The sequence below is a fragment of the Candidatus Dadabacteria bacterium genome (assembly GCA_026706695.1).
In the GTDB taxonomy this organism is placed as follows: domain Bacteria; phylum Desulfobacterota_D; class UBA1144; order Nemesobacterales; family Nemesobacteraceae; genus Nemesobacter.
In genome coordinates this window covers 1-16,647 of sequence record JAPOYE010000016.1, presented here as the reverse complement: position 1 = coordinate 16,647, position 16,647 = coordinate 1, and the positions used below count along the sequence as shown (strand labels likewise).

The window sequence follows — 16,647 nt, the reverse complement described above, 5'->3', positions numbered from 1 at the left end:
GATATTTAAAAAATCGCCGCGGGGTATCGATTCAGAATTGCGGGCTTTTCTTGAGCTATGTCTCCGCGGCGATGGGAATGTTGAAAAAAATAAGGCATCCTATTAAATTATATGGGATTAATTTAAGGAATTGACTATGGTTTTGTTTGTCTTGAGAAAGTATGTCTGGGTCGTAAACGTCTTGCTGATAGTCGCCATTGCGTACTCGGTTTCGGCCACGATCAACAACGGCCTGCGCGACAAGATAGAGTCCGACAAGGGAGGCCTGACAGGAGAACACATCTACAAGGAGAAGTACGGACGGGTTAAGATTCCCTATCGTTCAAGGGAGCACTACGACTCTATACTGAGAACAAATCTGTTCGGAACGGGCGGGTATGCCGGGCAGATGGGAACGGGCAATTCCTCGGAAGTTTTCGAGGGGGAAATTACCCCGAAAACTTCCCTCAAGCTTGAACTTCTTGGAACTTTCATACTCAAAAGCCGCGCTGATTCTGCAGCCAACAAGAGCATCGCCGTGATAAAGAATATGGAAAATAGCGGAATAAAGGGTTATTCTGAAGGGCAGTTGGTTGATCTTGTGACATCCGAAAAAGTGGAGGTAGTGAAAATAGACGACTGCGAAGTGACTATACGAAGAGCGGAAGGTCCCGAATTGATTACCTGCGGAAACGAGCTTGAATCCGTTTTCGCGAAAAGCCCCGCGAGTTCTCAAGCAAGGAACAGACCGTCTGTTAGGTCAAAAAAGTCGTCGGCTTCAGGGGTCAGCAAGGTCAGCGAGGGCTTGTACCAGATAGAGAGAGTGATGTTTGAAGAGCTGCTCGCTGAACCCAGCAGTTTAATAACCGAGGCTAAGATTGTGCCGCGCGATGACGGCATCAAGATCTTCGGAGTGAAAAGCCGGAGCGTGTTTTATAAAATGGGTCTTAGAAACGGGGATATAGTTCACCAGATAAATGAAGTTGCTTTAAACGACGTGCAGAGCGCTCTTTCGCTTTTTACCGACTTGAGGGGCCAGAGTGAGTTTACCGTTAATTTTACGAGACAGGGTAAAAGAAAGAGCAACCGCTACACGGTTTACTAGGCCCAATACGAAAAAATTCAGTTTCTTTAAGGTTAAACAGGTTATGAAATACTTTCTGAATAAAAATTTTCTCCCGCTTCTCTCAGCGGTTCTCGTTTTTTCCGCTTCCGTTCTCTGTCCCCATCTGGCTCCCGCGGAGAAGTCCGAGCCGCTTCCGGATCTCACGAGGGCCAGGGTTGTTGTCGCCCCGGGCACAAGGCTTGAAAAAGCGAACGGGGAGGGCTCACCCGCGGAACCCGCTGATATTGCCGTGGAAGCCACGGAGTTGCTGGCCGAGGAGGCCGCGAAGGACCCGGGCAAGCAAGACTTGAGGCCCCTTGGAAAAGATGCGGTGAAAGTTTCTGGCAACGAGACTCTTGAAGGCCTGGTCGAGGACCCCGGTCTGCCGCTCGATTTAGCGGAGGAAGAAATTGCAGTCGAAGTTGAGAGGTCTCCCGAGCCGGAGACGAAGAAGCCTGAGGAAACAGTTGCGGTCTCGGGCGATGGGACTCTCGGTGAAGAGGGTGAGGAAATTCCCGAGGACGGGGGGATGGTCAACCTTCGCTCCAACATGACGCTTAATGAGATGGTAAAGACCATAAGCGAGATCACCTCCGAGGTCTATCTCTTAAGTGACAAAATCAGGGACAAGAATATAACGATCATAACTCCCGAGGGCGGTTTCGAGAGGGAGAATGCGTTTAGAATTTTTGAGATACTGCTTGATATGAACGGCTATTCGGTCATAAGCGCGGAGGGAGTTAACAAGGTCGTCCCCAAAAAGGGGATAAAGTCAGAGAGCATACCGTTAATACTGGATTTCGACCCTGCGGAGTCTTCCCAGAAATACGTGATGAAGCTGATAAAGCTTAAGAGCGTAAAAGCCAAAGGAATTTCCAACGTCCTTCGGGCCCTGGTTAGCAAGGATGGTTTTATGAAGGCTCACGAACCGTCAAATACCCTAGTGGTGGTTGATAATGAACAGAACGTGAACAAGATAGCCGAAGTGATTGCGAATATTGATTACGAGAAGAAAATAGAGTTCATCAAAGTGCATAACACAAGCTCGGCCAACGTTATTTTTAAGCTGCTTGAGATCTTCAATCCTAAAAGTGCCAAGGCCAAGCCGTCAAAGGGCAAGAATGACGGCTTCATATCCGGAAGATCCGAACTCCTGGGGTTCAAGGTGATAAACGACGAGAGGACAAATTCCATAATAGTGATTGCCGACCCGAGGGATCTTTCCCTGATAAAGGAGACGATCGCCGTTTTGGACATCGAGAGCGAGCACGCCGAACAGGACGTCTACGTTATACCGGTTAAAAACGCCGACGCTGAGCAGATAATCGAAGTTCTGGGAAATCTGTTCGCGGAGGGGAAAGGAGGCGCAGTGTCTTCAGTTTCCTACCGGGATCAGGCGCGGCAATCCGGCAGAACCGGCCAGCCTTCAAGTCGTCTCGGAGAGGGGAAAGTGGGCGGCAGCGGAAATGTCGGTGGTTTAGGTTCCCAGGGCGGGAACATCCAGAGGGGAGGGAGCGAGCAGACCGGTTCTTCAGTCATAGTGTCTTCGGGCGATGGGCTTAAGATAACTTCGGACCCGGCGACAAATTCCATCATAGTGATCGGTTCTCTCACGCAGTACAGAATGGTCAAGCAGATAGTGGATAAGCTTGACGTAAGGAGAAGGCAGGTGTTCGTGGAAGCTGCCATACTCGAGGTGGGCCTTGATAACCTTAATGCGCTGGGAACCAATTTCGGTCTCGGCGTTACAATCGAGGGCGACAACCTAGGTTTTATCGGACAGCAGCTGCCGGGCATCCCAAGTCTTCTCGGGGTTGCGGCTGATCCTACAATTGCAACTGCTTCCATAGGCAGTCTCTCGGGGCTCTTTCTCGGAGTGGTGGGAGAGGAAGTTGACCCCGACGGTTCGGGTCCGCTTCCGTCTCTTCCTTCGTTCTCCGCGGTGTTTCAGGCGCTGAGTTCCGTGACCGACGTCAATGTTCTTTCAACCCCGAGTATTATTACAACCGACAACGAACCGGCCGAGATAGTGGTGGCTGACGTAATACCGTTTCCGATGGGTAGCACTGTTGGAACAAGCGGCGTTACAGTTCAGACGATCGAGAGATTGCCGGTGGGAATAAGGCTCAGCATCACCCCTCAGATAAGCGAAGGAGAATACCTTAACCTTGACATAGTGACCGAGGTTTCCTCTACCCGAGAGGCGCCCGCGGGACTTAACACCGCCCAGTTCGGCATTGCGACTACAACAAGAAGTGCCGATTCGTCGGTTATAGTCAAAAATGGGCAGACCCTCGTTATAGGTGGGCTGGTTCAGGACAGAGAAGAGGTGCTTCACAACAAAACACCTCTGCTCGGAGATATTCCGCTGATTGGAAACCTGTTCAGGTTCAAGCGCAATCAGAACAGGAAGCTTAACCTGATGATACTTCTTACCCCACGGATAGTTGAAACGGAAAGTGATATGAAGCAGTTGCTTATGGATTACCAGAGAAGAAAGACCTTGCTTCATAGAAGGGATCTGAATACGCTTGAGTAGGGAAGTTCTTAGAAAATGAAGGCCCTTGACGAAATAATAGGCAGGCGTTACCCCGAGGTTATGGGGAGGATTGAAGAGCTTAAAGGGAAAAACGGTCGGAACACAGAAGACATACTGCTCAAAACTGACTTGCTCAAAGACTCCCCGGCTCTAGATATTCTTTCCGAGTTTTACGGAGTTGAAAAAGTCGAATCGATTCCCGAAGACGATATAGATTATGAACTGATAAAACAGTTTCCGATCAGCTTCGCGAAGAGATTCAGAATACTCCCTATAAGCAAAGACAACGGAACGCTCAAAGTCGTATTCGCACCGCCTCAGGAGCTCTATGCCCTTGACGAGGTCCGCTCCCGCTTTAACTGCTCGCTTGAAACTTACATTACCCTTGAGCGCGTGCTGACCGACAGCATTAACAGGGTCTACGAGCAGGGCAAAGACGTTGTGTCAGAGGATATAAACGAAGGTTCGGGACTCTCCGACATGGAGTTTACCGAGCCCCAGGATCTGATTGAGGCCGAAGATGAAGCTCCGATCATAAAATTCATAAACACGCTTCTTTTTCAGGCGGTAAGGGAGCACGCAAGCGATATTCACATAGAGTGTTTCGAAAAAGAAGTGCTGGTACGGTTCAGAAAGGACGGCATTCTGCACGACGTGACGAAAGTTCCGAAGACGGTTCAGTCTTCGGTGATCTCGCGTGTGAAGATCATGTCTGAACTTGATATAGCCGAGAGAAGAAAGCCTCAGGACGGAAGCATAAGGCTCAAGATCGGAGGAAGGGATATCGACGTAAGGGTTTCGACAGTTCCCACCTCATGGGGAGAGAGCGTGGTAATGAGGCTGCTTTACAGGTCTTCGGTGCTGATGAGCTTCGAGCAGCTGGGTCTTGAAGGAAAAAAGCTCGAGACGGTGGAATCCCTTATCAAACGTCCTCACGGGATCATTCTCGTTACGGGACCCACGGGAAGCGGAAAGACAACAAGCCTCTATGCTGCCCTGCAGAGAATCAATCTCCCTGACAAGAAAATAATCACTATAGAAGACCCGGTTGAATACCAGATACAGGGAATTAACCAGATCCAAGTCAACACCAAGGTCGATCTTACGTTCGCAAACGGACTTCGCTCAATACTCAGGCAGGACCCCGACGTTATACTAGTCGGGGAAATAAGGGACAGGGAAACTGCCGATATTTCCATGAACGCTTCACTCACTGGGCATCTCGTGTTTTCCACGCTGCATACCAATGACTCGGTAAGCGCCGTGACTAGGCTTGCCGATATGGGAGTGGAGTCCTTTCTTATAGCTTCTACCCTCTCGGCGGTCATAGCTCAGAGGCTTGTCAGGATTCTTTGCACGCGGTGCAGAGAGCTGTACGTGCCGATTGATGAGGAGCTCGGTCGTATAGGACTTGCTCGCGAGGCCTGTCCGGAAGGAAAGATATACAGAGCCAAGGGATGCCAAGAGTGCATGGAGACGGGATTTTCGGGAAGAATAGCGATTTTTGAGATACTGCTTATCGATGATGAACTCAAAAACACTGTTCTTACACACCCGGATTCTTCAACGCTTAAGGAAAAAGCCCTGAGAAACGGACTCATTACCCTTAGAATGGACGGTGCCGACAAAGTCGCAAAAGGCATAACGTCAATTGACGAAGTGCTCAGGGTTACGGAAGAGGATCTGGCGGAGAGCTAGACCGCGGCTGTCTTTAACATCGGTATTTCAAATGCCTGTTTATAACTATAAAGCCATCAACGACAAGGGCGAATCGGTAAAGGGAGTTATCAGCGCGGAATCGGTCAAGATCGCAAGCGACAGGCTCAGAAAAGGCGGCATCTATCTTTCCTCTATAAAGGAGGCGAGCGGATCTCGCCGCTCGTCGGTGAGCCTTCCGTGGAACAGGGTGAGCATCTCGGAACTTGCCGTTATGACAAGACAGTTCTCAACCCTGATTTCATCAGGCCTTCCTCTTGAGACCTCACTTGTGGCCCTCTACGAGCAGACTGATGACCAGAAGCTCAAGGAAATTCTCTCTCAGGTGCGAAGCCGGGTGAGTGAAGGCAGTTCTCTTCACGCCGCACTTGAGGAGCACAAAGGAGCTTTCTCTGATCTTTACGTGAGCATGGTTCGTGCCGGCGAGGCTAGCGGCACTCTTGATGTCGTGCTCGACCGTCTTGCGGATTTCCTTGAAAAGCAGCTCGAACTGACTTCGAAGATCAGGGGGGCCATGATATATCCGGCGATAATGTTTGTCGTCGGACTCGGGGTACTGGTTTTCATGATGACTTTCGTAATTCCCAAAGTCGCCGACATATTCGAGGCCAGTAACAAGGCTTTGCCGTTTGTTACCGTAATGCTTATAGGTGCAAGTGATTTTCTCAGGGAGAATTTTGTCCTTCTGCTGATTTTCTTGGCCGTCGTATTGTTTTTTGGACAGAGGTACGTAAAAACTCCTTCCGGAAGGAAGGTCTACGACAGGTTTTCCCTGAGAATTCCAGTGTTCGGGAAAATGTCTTCAAAAGTGATGATTTCCCGTTTCACAAGAACGCTTGCCACGCTACTTTCAAGCGGCATTCCTCTTCTTGAATCCATCAGGGTGAGCGAATCGGTTATGGGAAACAGTCTTTATGTTGACAATATAAGGGATGTTCGGGTCAAGGTTGCGGAGGGAGCGGCGTTCGGAGGTTGCCTTGGGCAGACCGGGATTTTCCCTCCCCTGATGGTGAGAATGGTGTCTGTGGGCGAGGAGGCGGGTAAAATGGAAGTCATGCTGTCGAAAGTGGCCGATATGTATGATACCGAGGTCGACGGCATGCTTGCCACGCTGACTTCCCTTCTTGAGCCGGTAATGATACTGATTATGGGCGTCGTGATGGGTTTTATAGTCTTTGCTATACTTTTACCTGTGTTGAATCTAACTTCTGTAATAAGCTGAACAGGGAGGTAGAGAAAAATGAGATCCCAGATGGGGTTTACTCTGATTGAAATTATGGTGGTCGTGCTTATCATAGCGGGGCTTGCCTACATAGTGGGAACGAACGTGATAGGTCAGGGGGAGAGGGCAAAGGAAAAACAGGCCATGATTCAGATCAAGCAGTTTGAGCAGGCGCTCCAGCTGTTTAAGTTTGATAACGGTTTTTATCCTGAAACCCAGCAGGGGCTACGCGTTCTGGTCGAACCGGTAACGGTGGGCAGGGAGGCCAAGAGGTGGAGACGTTATCTTGAATCCGCGAGCGTTCCGCTTGATCCTTGGGGGAACGAGTTTGTGTATTTCGGGACCGACCAGACCGAGGACGGATTGTACTATATAAGGTCTAACGGTCCGGATGGGATAGGGAATTCAGACGATGATCTGTCCAGCAGAGACAGATGAGAAATAAATCCGCCGGCTTCACCTTAATTGAACTCATTGTGGTCGTTTTTCTGCTCGGAGCTTTTTTCTCCGTGGCCATGCCCAGAGTTCTCAAAACGGGTGACATGAGCCTTCGCAGTGCTTCAAGAGGGCTTGTCACTACGATAAGGCATATTTACAGCAAAGCCATTTTTGAAAAACGGATATACAAACTTTCTTTCGATATCGATACCGGAGAATACTGGGCAGAATTTCTTGAGGAAAACCAGTTCCGCCTGGAGGAGGATTCCGCATCTGGATTCAGAAAGCTTCCCAGCGGGGTTTTTTTCAGCGATATACAGACGGAGAGAACCCAGGGAAAGATTGGTTCCGGAAGAGACGCATTCATACTTTTTCTGCCGACGGGGATTGTTGACTCGGCGGTTATTCACCTGCGAACTGGCGAGGACAATTTTTTCACGCTCTCCACAAACCCCTACACCGGGGCCACTAAGATTTTTGACGAGTACGTCGAATTTAACAGCCGGTTTCAGAACCTGGCGGAACGGTAGGGAGAGGACTGTATGAAGGCCTCGAAAAACAGCGTTTGCGGATTTACATTGCTCGAAGTCATGGTTGCCGTGGGATTGCTTGCCTTCGCGATGGTTTCAATCCTCGGCATTGTAGGTCACAATGTGAATCTTGCCACAAGGTCTACCAACTACCTGATAGCCACAAGTCTGGCCGACGACATAGCTTCACGGATCGACGCTGAGGGGCTCACGGCGGACTCGAAGAGGAGCGGGAAATTTGAAAATTATCCCGGCTTTGAGTGGCATCTCACAGTCTCCCCTTACAACTTAACCCAATTCGAAGCGAAAATGACCATTATCAGTGTTCTTATAACCTGGGACGACGGGGAGGAAAGCTATGAAATCAGCTTCGTCGATTCGGGATGATAAAAGCGGTTTCACCCTTATAGAGATTCTTATCGTCGTCGCCATAACGGTCATCGTGCTCACGATGCTCTACAGTTCCTTTTCCCAGCTTATAACAGTCAAACGCAGGGTTGAGGCGGAAAACGAACTGATCCAGGAAGCGAATACCATCCTGCTTAAGATGCGCCATGACTTGGTGAACGCTTTTCCCAGAGGGAGCATCAATTCCGAGGTTTCTTCTCCTTCCGCGTATAGCTACTTTACCGGGAGGCTCGAAGGGGATAACAGCAGAATAGTATTCACCTCTTTTGCGAAGGACCCCACCCATTATTCCACCCAATCCGGCCAGAGCGAGATCTCCTACTATCTGGTTCCGCTCCGCGGCGAGCGCGAAGATATGTTTGCCCTTATGAGGAAGGATAATTACTGGATCGGAAACGATGAGGCTGGAGCCGCATATCCAATTTCGGAAAGGGTGCTGAGTTTCAGGGTGAATTTCCTTTCCGGACGATCCCCGGCATCTGCTAACGAGCAAGAGGTGTGGGATTGGAATTCGTCAGAAATGCGAGGATTTCCAAAGGCGGTTCAAGTCCAGATCATTCTTTTGGGAGCAGGAGATCAGGAGGAGGCTTATTCCATGATTGTTGCTATACCGGTGGCTGACTGAATGCGCAGAGCAGATCCGAAAACAGCGCAAAAAGGAATAGTACTTGTTATCGTTGTCATAACGATTGCAATACTTTCCACAATCGTGATTGATTTCATATACTCGACCCGCGTGAGTTACGAAATTTCCGCGAACAGCTCAAGCGATGTCCAGGCAAGACATATTGCGAAATCAGGGGTGAGAGTTGTGCGGGGGGTGCTGAGGAAGAAAACGCCGGAGGACCTGCCCTTGTTGCAGGGAATCCTTGGGCAGGCAATAAGCTCAGAAAACGGTTCCGACGGCTGGAAGCTTTCCATTATCTCTTTTCCCATCGGAGAAGGAAACATATCTCTTCAAGTTGTAGACGAGAGATCGAAGGTCAATCTCAATGCTCTTGTGGATCAGAGATCGGGCCGGGTGGATTTTCAGGTCCGAACGCAGCTAAATGAACTTTTCCGCTTTCTCGGGGTGGAGACGGACAAGGCCGATCTCTTCGTGGCAAGTCTGGTGAACTGGCTTGACGGGGCGGCGCCGGGTAGCGGAAACGATCAGGATCCCGATGGAGCCGGTGGGAACTATTACGCAAAACTTGATAATCCTTATTATATCAAGGACGGACTGCTTGACAGCGTTGAGGAAATTAGGATGATTGAGGGGATGGATAAGGATTTCTTTTTCCAGGTCAAAGACTATCTCACCGTATATCCTAAAGACAAGAAGGTGAATTTCAGCACCGCTTCAAAAACGGTGATAATGGCTACCATTAAGGCTGCGGGGGTCTCGGTCAACGAGAGGCAGAACGATCCCCGGGAGATAAAAGACAGCGTAGTCGGGAGGATGGCCGACGAGATAATCCTTCGCAGGAGCATCAAGAGAGTCATATCTGCCAGCGAGACCACGAAAATCTTAAAGGGAGTGGATTCCAGTCTAAAGATAAGCTCCGGCATTTCGGGAGTGGTTCTTAAGGGCGGGAAAAGTGATGTCTACACCGCTGTTTCCACGGGTATAGTGGGAGAGCAAATTCCCGTTACAAGGCAGGTTCAGGCCGTTATCCGTAAAGACCTGAAAAAGAAAAATTCGTATCCGACCGTGGCGTCTTGGAGAGAAAGATAAAAGCCGAAGTGGCGGAATAGGCAGACGCGCAGGATTCAGGATCCTGTGGGCATTGCGCCCGTGGGGGTTCGACTCCCCCCTTCGGCAGAGCTTATACGTCGTAATAAAGCATGAACTCATACGGTACGGGTCTCAACCTGATCGGGTTGATTTCGTTTTCCGTTTTGTAGTCAATCCATGTCTCGATTACGTCCTCTGTGAAGACTCCTCCTTTGAGCAGAAACTCGTGGTCATCTTCAAGGGCTTTGACGGCCTCTTCAAGCGAACCTGGTACGGAGGGAACGCTCGCTAGCTCCTCGGGCCCCAGAGCATAGATATCCTTATCCAGCGGATCCCCCGGCTTGATCTTGTTTTCGATTCCGTCAAGTCCAGCCATCAACATAGCGGAAAACGTAAGATAACCATTACACGAGGGGTCAGGGAACCGGACCTCAATTCTTTTTGACTTGGGGTTCGGCGAATACATGGGGATCCTTACCGCGGCGCTTCTGTTTCTCGCCGAATAGGCAAGGTTCACAGGAGCTTCGAACCCAGGAACAAGTCTTCTGTATGAGTTTGTTATCGGGTTGCTGAACGCGCATATAGCCCTTGCGTGTTTGAGGATCCCGCCCACGTAGTGCATTGCGAGATTGCTAAGCCCCGCATACCCTTTTCCTGCGAAAAGAGGCTTTCCGTTTTTCCACAGGGACTGGTGAACATGCATTCCGGAGCCATTGTCGTCGAAGACGGGTTTTGGCATGAAAGTGACCGTTTTCCCGTGTTCCCGGGCAACGTTCTTTACCACGTACTTGTACCATTTCATGTTGTCTCCCATGTCGACCAGCGGGGCGAAACGCATATCGATTTCAGCCTGCCCCGATGTCGCAACCTCGTGGTGATGGGCTTCGACAGAAATACCAAGGCTTAGAAGCGTGCTCACCATTTCGGAACGTATGTCATGCATGCTGTCTGAAGGAGGCGTTGGAAAATAGCCCTCCTTGTGCCTGAGCTTGTGACCGAGGTTCGGCTGCTCATCAGCCCCGGAATTCCAGATGCCTTCCTCCGAATCTATGAAGTAGTAACCGCCACGTGGACTCTGATCGTATCTTACATCGTCAAGAATGAAGAATTCCAGTTCCGGACCGAAGTAGGCGGTGTCTGCGACCTTTGTACCCTGCATGAAGGAAACAGCTTTTCTCGCTATGTTTCTCGGGTCTCTGGTATAAGGTTCCCTTGTTATGGGATCCTCAATATTACATATTATGACGAGAGTCTGGGCCTGCATGAAAGGATCGACCTTGCAGGTGGTGGGATCCGGCATAATGAGCATATCGCTTGTGTTAATCGCCTGCCATCCCCTGATGCTTGAACCGTCAAAACCAAGGCCGTTTTCAAAAAACGACTTGTCAACTTCCTCCGCCGGTATGGTGAAGTGCTGCCACATTCCTATAAAATCAAGAAATCTGAGATCGACAAACTCGATCTCGTAATCTTTTATGAATTTTATTACTTCAGCCGGCTTCTTCGGAGAAGCGGGCTGACCCGACTTAGTAGCCATGATTAATAATCCTCCTTAATGCAATTGTTTCCAGAGAAAAGTTTCTTTGGTGCGAGCGCTAATTATATAGCATCCTCGCCCCTTTCTCCAGTTCTAATTCTTATTACGTCTTCGGCCGGGAACAGGAATATCTTTCCGTCTCCTATCTTGCCGGTTTTCGCGCTTTCCCTTATGGTCTCGATTACCTTGGAGACCATATCGTCGGAAACCACTATTTCCAGCTTTATCTTAGGTAAGAAGTCGATGACGTATTCTGCACCCCTGTAAAGTTCCGTATGACCTTTCTGACGGCCGAACCCCTTTACCTCGACAACTGTCAGACCCTGAATTCCTATCTCCCTGAGAGCCTCCTTTACATCCTCCAGTTTGAACGGCTTGATAATGGCCTCTATCTTCTTCATGGTGGTAAAATCCTCCTACGCTTATTATTCAACTACAATAAAGTATCAAAAAATATACCATTTCTTTTGTTTCTAAGTGAATTGGTTCTTAAAATAGGGGTATAGAATAACTGTTTCTTTTGCGAAGGGGAAGTTTTTTGTTTTATAACTAATTCTTATAATTAAATATTTTCAGAATCCGAAGGCGACTCGATTTATATTTCTGTTCGTAAAAAAATCTCTTTTTCCCGCGAGCGCTGTTTCAGATTTTTCCGACGATGCACGTTTATTGTGCATAACATCTTAAAATTTAATCACTCCTGCGGCGATGTTGATTTTGAATGTGGTTAATGATATTTTCTCACAATGACTCACCGAAAACTTGGCTATAAGTTCGAAGATCCCTCTCTGCTTGAAACGGCGCTTACCCACAGTTCATATGCAAACGAGTTTTCATGTCCCAGCAACGAGAGACTTGAGTTCCTCGGAGATGCTCTGCTTGGATGCATGGTTAGCGTTCTGCTTTACGAAAAATACCCTTCATACACCGAGGGAGATCTCTCAAAGATCAGAAGTCGGGTGGTAAGCGGTGTGAATTTCGCGAAATACGCCGAGATGCTGGGACTGGGAGAGCAGATAAGGCTTGGAAAGGGAGAAGAAAGCACCGGGGGGAGGGAAAGGGAGTCAAACAACGCAAATGCTTTTGAGGCACTCATAGGAGCGCTGTATCTTGATGCGGGCTACGAGAAAACTTTCGAGGTTGTGTCTCGACTGTTTCAAGACGCTGTTGAGGAAGACGATTTTCCCCATGACAGCAAGACGCAGCTTCAGGAAGTTTCCCAGAGCGTCTTCGGAAAGACGCCCGAGTACAGGGTTCTGAGTGAAGAAGGTCCCCCGCATGAAAGGACTTTCACAGTGGAGGTAAGAATTTCTTCCGACCTGGCGGGTACGGGCAAGGGCAGAAGCAAGAGACAGTCTGAACAGTCCGCGGCGCGCGATGCGCTCAGGAAGCTTGGGTATTAGGTTTTAACTCCTTTCTATTTCCAGGTCATTTATCTTTTTTGACAGGGTGTTTCTGTTTATCCCCAGTATTGCTGCCGCCTGTTTCATGTTTCCGTCAGTTTTTGCGAGAATGGTTTTGATTAACTGTTTTTCAACTTTTCCGATTACTTGTTCGTGGATGTTCTGCAGGGATAAGTCCGAATTTTCTACCATCGTACGAACAAGCTCTTCGGTTTTCCTCTCCGTCGTTTCCGTCTCTCCGTAGCCGGTTTGCGAATCGATGGCTTCTTTTGTCTCCTCACCGCTTACTATGCTGTCGGGAGTTAAAACCAGAAGACGTTTTATAGTGTTTTCAAGTTCTCTTACGTTTCCGGGCCAACTGTGGCTGATCAGCAACTGCTCCGCTTCGGGGGAGAGCACCTTTTTCTCGGTGCCGAATTCAGTGGAGTATTTATTCAAAAAGTGTCGAACCAGTTCCTTTATATCCTCTTTTCTTTTCCTGAGAGGGGGTAAATTTATGCTTATGACGTTTAGTCTGTAAAACAGGTCCTCTCTGAAAGAACCTTCCGTGACAGCATCTCTTAGGTTTTTATTTGTGCTTGCGATTATTCTGGGGTCAACGGAGACCGGTTTTTCACTGCCGAGCCTGTAGATCTGTTTTTCCTCGATGGCCCTTAGGAGCTTTGACTGCAGGTCGGTTGAAAGTTCCCCTATTTCGTCTATGTGAAGGGTTCCGCCGTCGGCTTCTTCAAATCTTCCTTTCTTCAAGGTGGTGGCGCCGGTGAATGCCCCTTTTTCATATCCGAACAGTTCACTTTCGATAAGTTCCTTGGGGATCGCGGATATATTTACGGATACCAGTCTTTTCTTTCTTCTCGGGCTGTTATAATGGATGGCTCTTGCGATAAGTTCTTTCCCGGTGCCGCTTTCTCCTGTTATCAGCACGGTGATGTTTTTGGAGGCGGTGCGACCTATAAGCTTGTATACGTTCAGCATGTCGGGTGAACTGCCGACTATTTCTTCGAACGAAATATTTTCCTCGGAATCCTGAGACAGCCTTATTTTTCTCTCGACTTCGTAGTTTTTTATGGCCCGCTCGGCAAAGAGTTTTACCTCTTCGAGGTCAAACGGCTTGGTCAGATAATCATAGGCCCCGAGCTGTATTGAATCTATGGCATTGCTGACGGTATTCTGCGCGGTAATGAATATTATGGGCGAGTCGATTTCTCTGTTTCTAAGCTGGTTGAGAACTTCAAACCCGTTCATATCCGGCATGTTTATGTCAAGAAGAATCAGGGAGTATGGATCCTCGCACGCTTTTCGGACGGCGTCCTTTCCGTTTTCGGCACACTCGACTTCAAAGCCCGATTTCTTAAGGGATGTCTCGAGTATCCACCTGATGTCCTCTTCGTCGTCGGCTATTAGGATGCGATTCTTCATGATCTGGTTTCTCCAACCGCCAAGTCGCAATTGCGTTGTCTGTTCCCAAAAAGCTGATAATTTCTAGCTTGCCGGGAGCTGTATCTTGAATTCGGAGCCCGTTCCTTCTTCACTCTCCGCGGTAATCATTCCTCCGTATTTGGCTATTACTTGGCTCGATATGAAAAGACCAAGCCCTGTTCCTTTCCTTTTGCTCGAGAAAAACGGGGTGAATATTTTTTTCAGGTCCTTCTTCTGTATTCCCGTTCCGTTGTCTTTTACCGATATCAGGACCGTGTGTTTATTGCGTATCTTGTAATCCGTGACCCATTTGGTGCTGACCGTTATCTGCCCTTTGTTCTTTATCGAACTCACCGCGTTTTGGATAATGTTTATGAACACCTGTTTCAGGGAGTTGTAGTCTCCTGGTACGGGAGGAATGGTAATGTCGAGCTTGTGCTTGAATTCTATGTTTTTATGAAGATTCGATTCGAGAAATATTATGTCAATCAGAATTTCATTTATATCTACCGACATCAGATGCTGCGTTGATACCGATGACGGTTTCACGAGTCTGTCAACCAAGTCTCTCAGTCTTTCCGTTTCCTTTATTATTATCTTCGAACACCGGTTTTTCTCCGTTTTTGACAGCGTGCCGTTTAGAAGTTGTGCAGCCCCCTTTATGCCGCTCAGGGGATTTCTTATTTCGTGCGCGAGCCCCCTTACAAGGGTTTCGTAATTTTCTTCGAGGCTGCAGTTCCTGCTGATGATGGACATCATGTTCATTTTTTCAGTGTTTCTTATCTGGACCACAAGTCCATTCATCCCGCCGTCGCTTCCGTGTATCGGAGATACAGTGCATTCCACGTTGATCGAAGAGTTGCGGGATATGCGGAAAAGCAGGTCATTTTCTTGCACGACTCTTTCTTCTTTTACCGCCCTTGAGCAGAGGTTGGTTATTTCTTCCGGCAGAAACTTTGATATATGATTTCCGATTGTCTTTCGCCTTGAGATATTGAGTATGGTCTCAGACGGCTCGTTAACGGAAATTATATTAAGGTCCTTGTCAGCTACTATCACTCCCTCGGGAAGTGAATCCAGAAGATCCTTGTAGAACGTCGCATGTTCCTGCGGTTCTATGTCCGTAAGCATTTTTCTCGCTACGGCTGGTTCTCTCATATTTCTTCGATCCTTATGAAAATCGCGTCGGCTACAGATGTCATGGATTTCCTTATCCTGTCAAGAGCTTTCCTGAGACTTTTCTCCCCCGACTCGTGGGTCATTATTATGATGGGAACCTCCCCGCCGTTTGTTTCCCTTGTCTGCTGAATTATGGACTCTATGCTTATTCCGCACTTCCCGAGAATCGTGGTTATTTTCCCGAGCGTGCCGGGCTTGTCCTCGACTTGAAATCTAAGGTAGTAGCGGCCCGTAAGACCGTCGGTGCTGACAAGAGCCCTGCGTCCTGCGTCTTCCGCGTAAAGCATGGGAGGGGCGGGCTGCGAACCGTTTTGGGCGGTTTTTGCGATTGAAACCAGATCGCCCACAACGGCGCTTGCCGTCGGGAGCATCCCGGCTCCCATTCCATATAACATTGTCGGACCTACCTTGTCTCCCACGATATGGATTGCGTTAAATGCGTCTTTTACATCGGCAAGCTGAGTGTTTTTTCTTATAAGGGCCGGATAAACTCCAGCCTGTATGCCCGAATCGGTTGACTTGGCTATGGCAAGCAGTTTGATCTTGTAGCCGAGCTGCTCGGTGAAGCTTATATCGATTGAAGAGATGTTTCTTATTCCCTCGACGTATATGTTCTCGAATTTCGGAAAGAATCCGTAGGCAAGCATTATCAGAATCGACAGCTTGTGCGCGGCGTCAATGCCGTCTATGTCAAACGAGGGGTCGGCTTCTGCGTATCCCTCTTTCTGGGCGCGCTGCAGCATTTCGTCAAACCCTTTTTTCTGCTCCGACATGTTGTGGAGTATGTAGTTACACGTCCCGTTCATTATTCCGTGTATGGAGAGAATGTTGTTTGCCACATAGCTCTCATGTGCCGCCTTGATTATGGGTATTCCTCCTCCGACGCTTGCTTCAAACGCCACGTGAACCCCGTTTGCGGCCGCTTCCCTGAATATTTCACCTCCGTGGTGGGCCAGAAGGGCCTTGTTTGCGGTTACGACGTTTTTTCCGTTTCGTATCGCGGCCAAGACCAGTTCGCGCGCTGCCGTCGTTCCGCCGATAAGTTCGATTATTATCGAGATGCTCTCGTCGTCTATGAGTCCGCGCGCATCGGTGGTAAAAAGTTTCCTAGGGATTTTTACCGGGCGTTTTCTCTTTATGTCGATATCGGCTACTTTCTTGATTCTGAGCCTTATCCCGGTTCTTTTCTCTATTATGTCCTTGTTTTCGCTTATTGTTTTATAAACTCCGCAACCTATGGTTCCGGCACCTATAAGCCCTACCTCAACGGAATGCATCCTGCTATCTCCTTTTTGTCAATGCGTAGGAAAATTATACATAATTCCCTTAGCAATAAAGAGTAACCGCTATCTGGGACAATGGAGTTTGACAGTCATGTTTCCTGAAATAGACTAGTATTTCTGTTTTTCGTGGGGCCGTAGCTCAGTCCGGGAGAGCGCATGAATCGCACTCATG

15 protein-coding genes and 1 tRNA gene are annotated in these 16,647 nt (G+C 48.7%); 11 read left to right on the top strand and 5 right to left on the bottom strand.

Going from position 1 to position 16,647, the window contains the following annotated elements:
• Positions 1–136 precede the first annotated feature (136 nt).
• The 10 genes from OXG10_01265 (at position 137) to OXG10_01220 (ending at position 9,741) form a co-directional block, all read left to right on the top strand.
• On the top strand, positions 137–1,084 hold the full coding sequence (locus OXG10_01265; GenBank protein ID MCY3825999.1) for a PDZ domain-containing protein: 948 nt from the start codon (positions 137–139) through the stop codon (positions 1,082–1,084).
• 43 nt (positions 1,085–1,127) lie between these two features.
• Complete coding sequence (gene gspD / locus OXG10_01260) at positions 1,128–3,623, top strand: type II secretion system secretin GspD (GenBank protein ID MCY3825998.1); 2,496 nt, start codon at positions 1,128–1,130, stop codon at positions 3,621–3,623.
• 15 nt (positions 3,624–3,638) lie between these two features.
• Entirely contained in the window at positions 3,639–5,321 is a 1,683-nt protein-coding gene (gene gspE, locus OXG10_01255; protein ID MCY3825997.1) for a type II secretion system ATPase GspE, read from the top strand.
• A 31-nt stretch (positions 5,322–5,352) separates the two neighbouring features.
• On the top strand, positions 5,353–6,561 hold the full coding sequence (gene gspF / locus OXG10_01250; GenBank protein ID MCY3825996.1) for a type II secretion system inner membrane protein GspF: 1,209 nt from the start codon (positions 5,353–5,355) through the stop codon (positions 6,559–6,561).
• 18 nt (positions 6,562–6,579) lie between these two features.
• Positions 6,580–6,999 (top strand): type II secretion system major pseudopilin GspG, encoded by a 420-nt coding sequence (gene gspG / locus OXG10_01245; GenBank protein ID MCY3825995.1) that lies wholly within the window; start codon positions 6,580–6,582, stop codon positions 6,997–6,999.
• Entirely contained in the window at positions 6,996–7,529 is a 534-nt protein-coding gene (locus tag OXG10_01240; GenBank protein ID MCY3825994.1) for a prepilin-type N-terminal cleavage/methylation domain-containing protein, read from the top strand. Before gspG ends, OXG10_01240 begins: the two co-directional genes overlap by 4 nt.
• Positions 7,530–7,541: 12 nt before the next feature.
• A complete protein-coding gene (locus tag OXG10_01235) occupies positions 7,542–7,916 on the top strand; it encodes a prepilin-type N-terminal cleavage/methylation domain-containing protein (protein MCY3825993.1) in 375 nt (124 codons plus the stop codon).
• Entirely contained in the window at positions 7,888–8,562 is a 675-nt protein-coding gene (locus tag OXG10_01230) for a prepilin-type N-terminal cleavage/methylation domain-containing protein (protein ID MCY3825992.1), read from the top strand. The genes OXG10_01235 and OXG10_01230 overlap by 29 nt, the downstream gene beginning before the upstream one ends.
• A complete protein-coding gene (locus tag OXG10_01225) occupies positions 8,563–9,654 on the top strand; it encodes a type II secretion system protein GspK (protein MCY3825991.1) in 1,092 nt (363 codons plus the stop codon).
• Positions 9,655–9,656: 2 nt separating this feature from the next.
• Positions 9,657–9,741, top strand: a tRNA-Leu gene (locus tag OXG10_01220).
• Between the two features lie 4 nt (positions 9,742–9,745).
• Here the strand turns inward: OXG10_01220 and glnA are convergent.
• Complete coding sequence (gene glnA / locus OXG10_01215; protein ID MCY3825990.1) at positions 9,746–11,191, bottom strand: type I glutamate--ammonia ligase; 1,446 nt, start codon at positions 11,189–11,191, stop codon at positions 9,746–9,748.
• Positions 11,192–11,253: 62 nt separating this feature from the next.
• A complete protein-coding gene (locus tag OXG10_01210; protein ID MCY3825989.1) occupies positions 11,254–11,592 on the bottom strand; it encodes a P-II family nitrogen regulator in 339 nt (112 codons plus the stop codon).
• A 345-nt stretch (positions 11,593–11,937) separates the two neighbouring features.
• On the opposite strand from OXG10_01210, the gene rnc reads away from it, so the two are divergent.
• On the top strand, positions 11,938–12,594 hold the full coding sequence (rnc, locus tag OXG10_01205; GenBank protein ID MCY3825988.1) for a ribonuclease III: 657 nt from the start codon (positions 11,938–11,940) through the stop codon (positions 12,592–12,594).
• 3 nt (positions 12,595–12,597) lie between these two features.
• Here rnc and OXG10_01200 read toward each other — a convergent pair whose 3' ends face one another.
• The 3 genes from OXG10_01200 to OXG10_01190 all read right to left on the bottom strand — a co-directional run bounded on the left by OXG10_01200 (position 12,598) and on the right by OXG10_01190 (position 16,469).
• Positions 12,598–14,013: a sigma-54 dependent transcriptional regulator gene (locus OXG10_01200; GenBank protein MCY3825987.1), complete on the bottom strand. Its 1,416-nt coding sequence runs from the start codon at positions 14,011–14,013 to the stop codon at positions 12,598–12,600.
• Positions 14,014–14,076: 63 nt separating this feature from the next.
• Complete coding sequence (locus tag OXG10_01195) at positions 14,077–15,171, bottom strand: ATP-binding protein (GenBank protein MCY3825986.1); 1,095 nt, start codon at positions 15,169–15,171, stop codon at positions 14,077–14,079.
• The gene (locus OXG10_01190; protein MCY3825985.1) at positions 15,168–16,469 is read right to left on the bottom strand and encodes a homoserine dehydrogenase; all 1,302 of its coding nucleotides are present in this window, start codon (positions 16,467–16,469) and stop codon (positions 15,168–15,170) included. Before OXG10_01190 ends, OXG10_01195 begins: the two co-directional genes overlap by 4 nt.
• Positions 16,470–16,647: the final 178 nt, after the last annotated feature.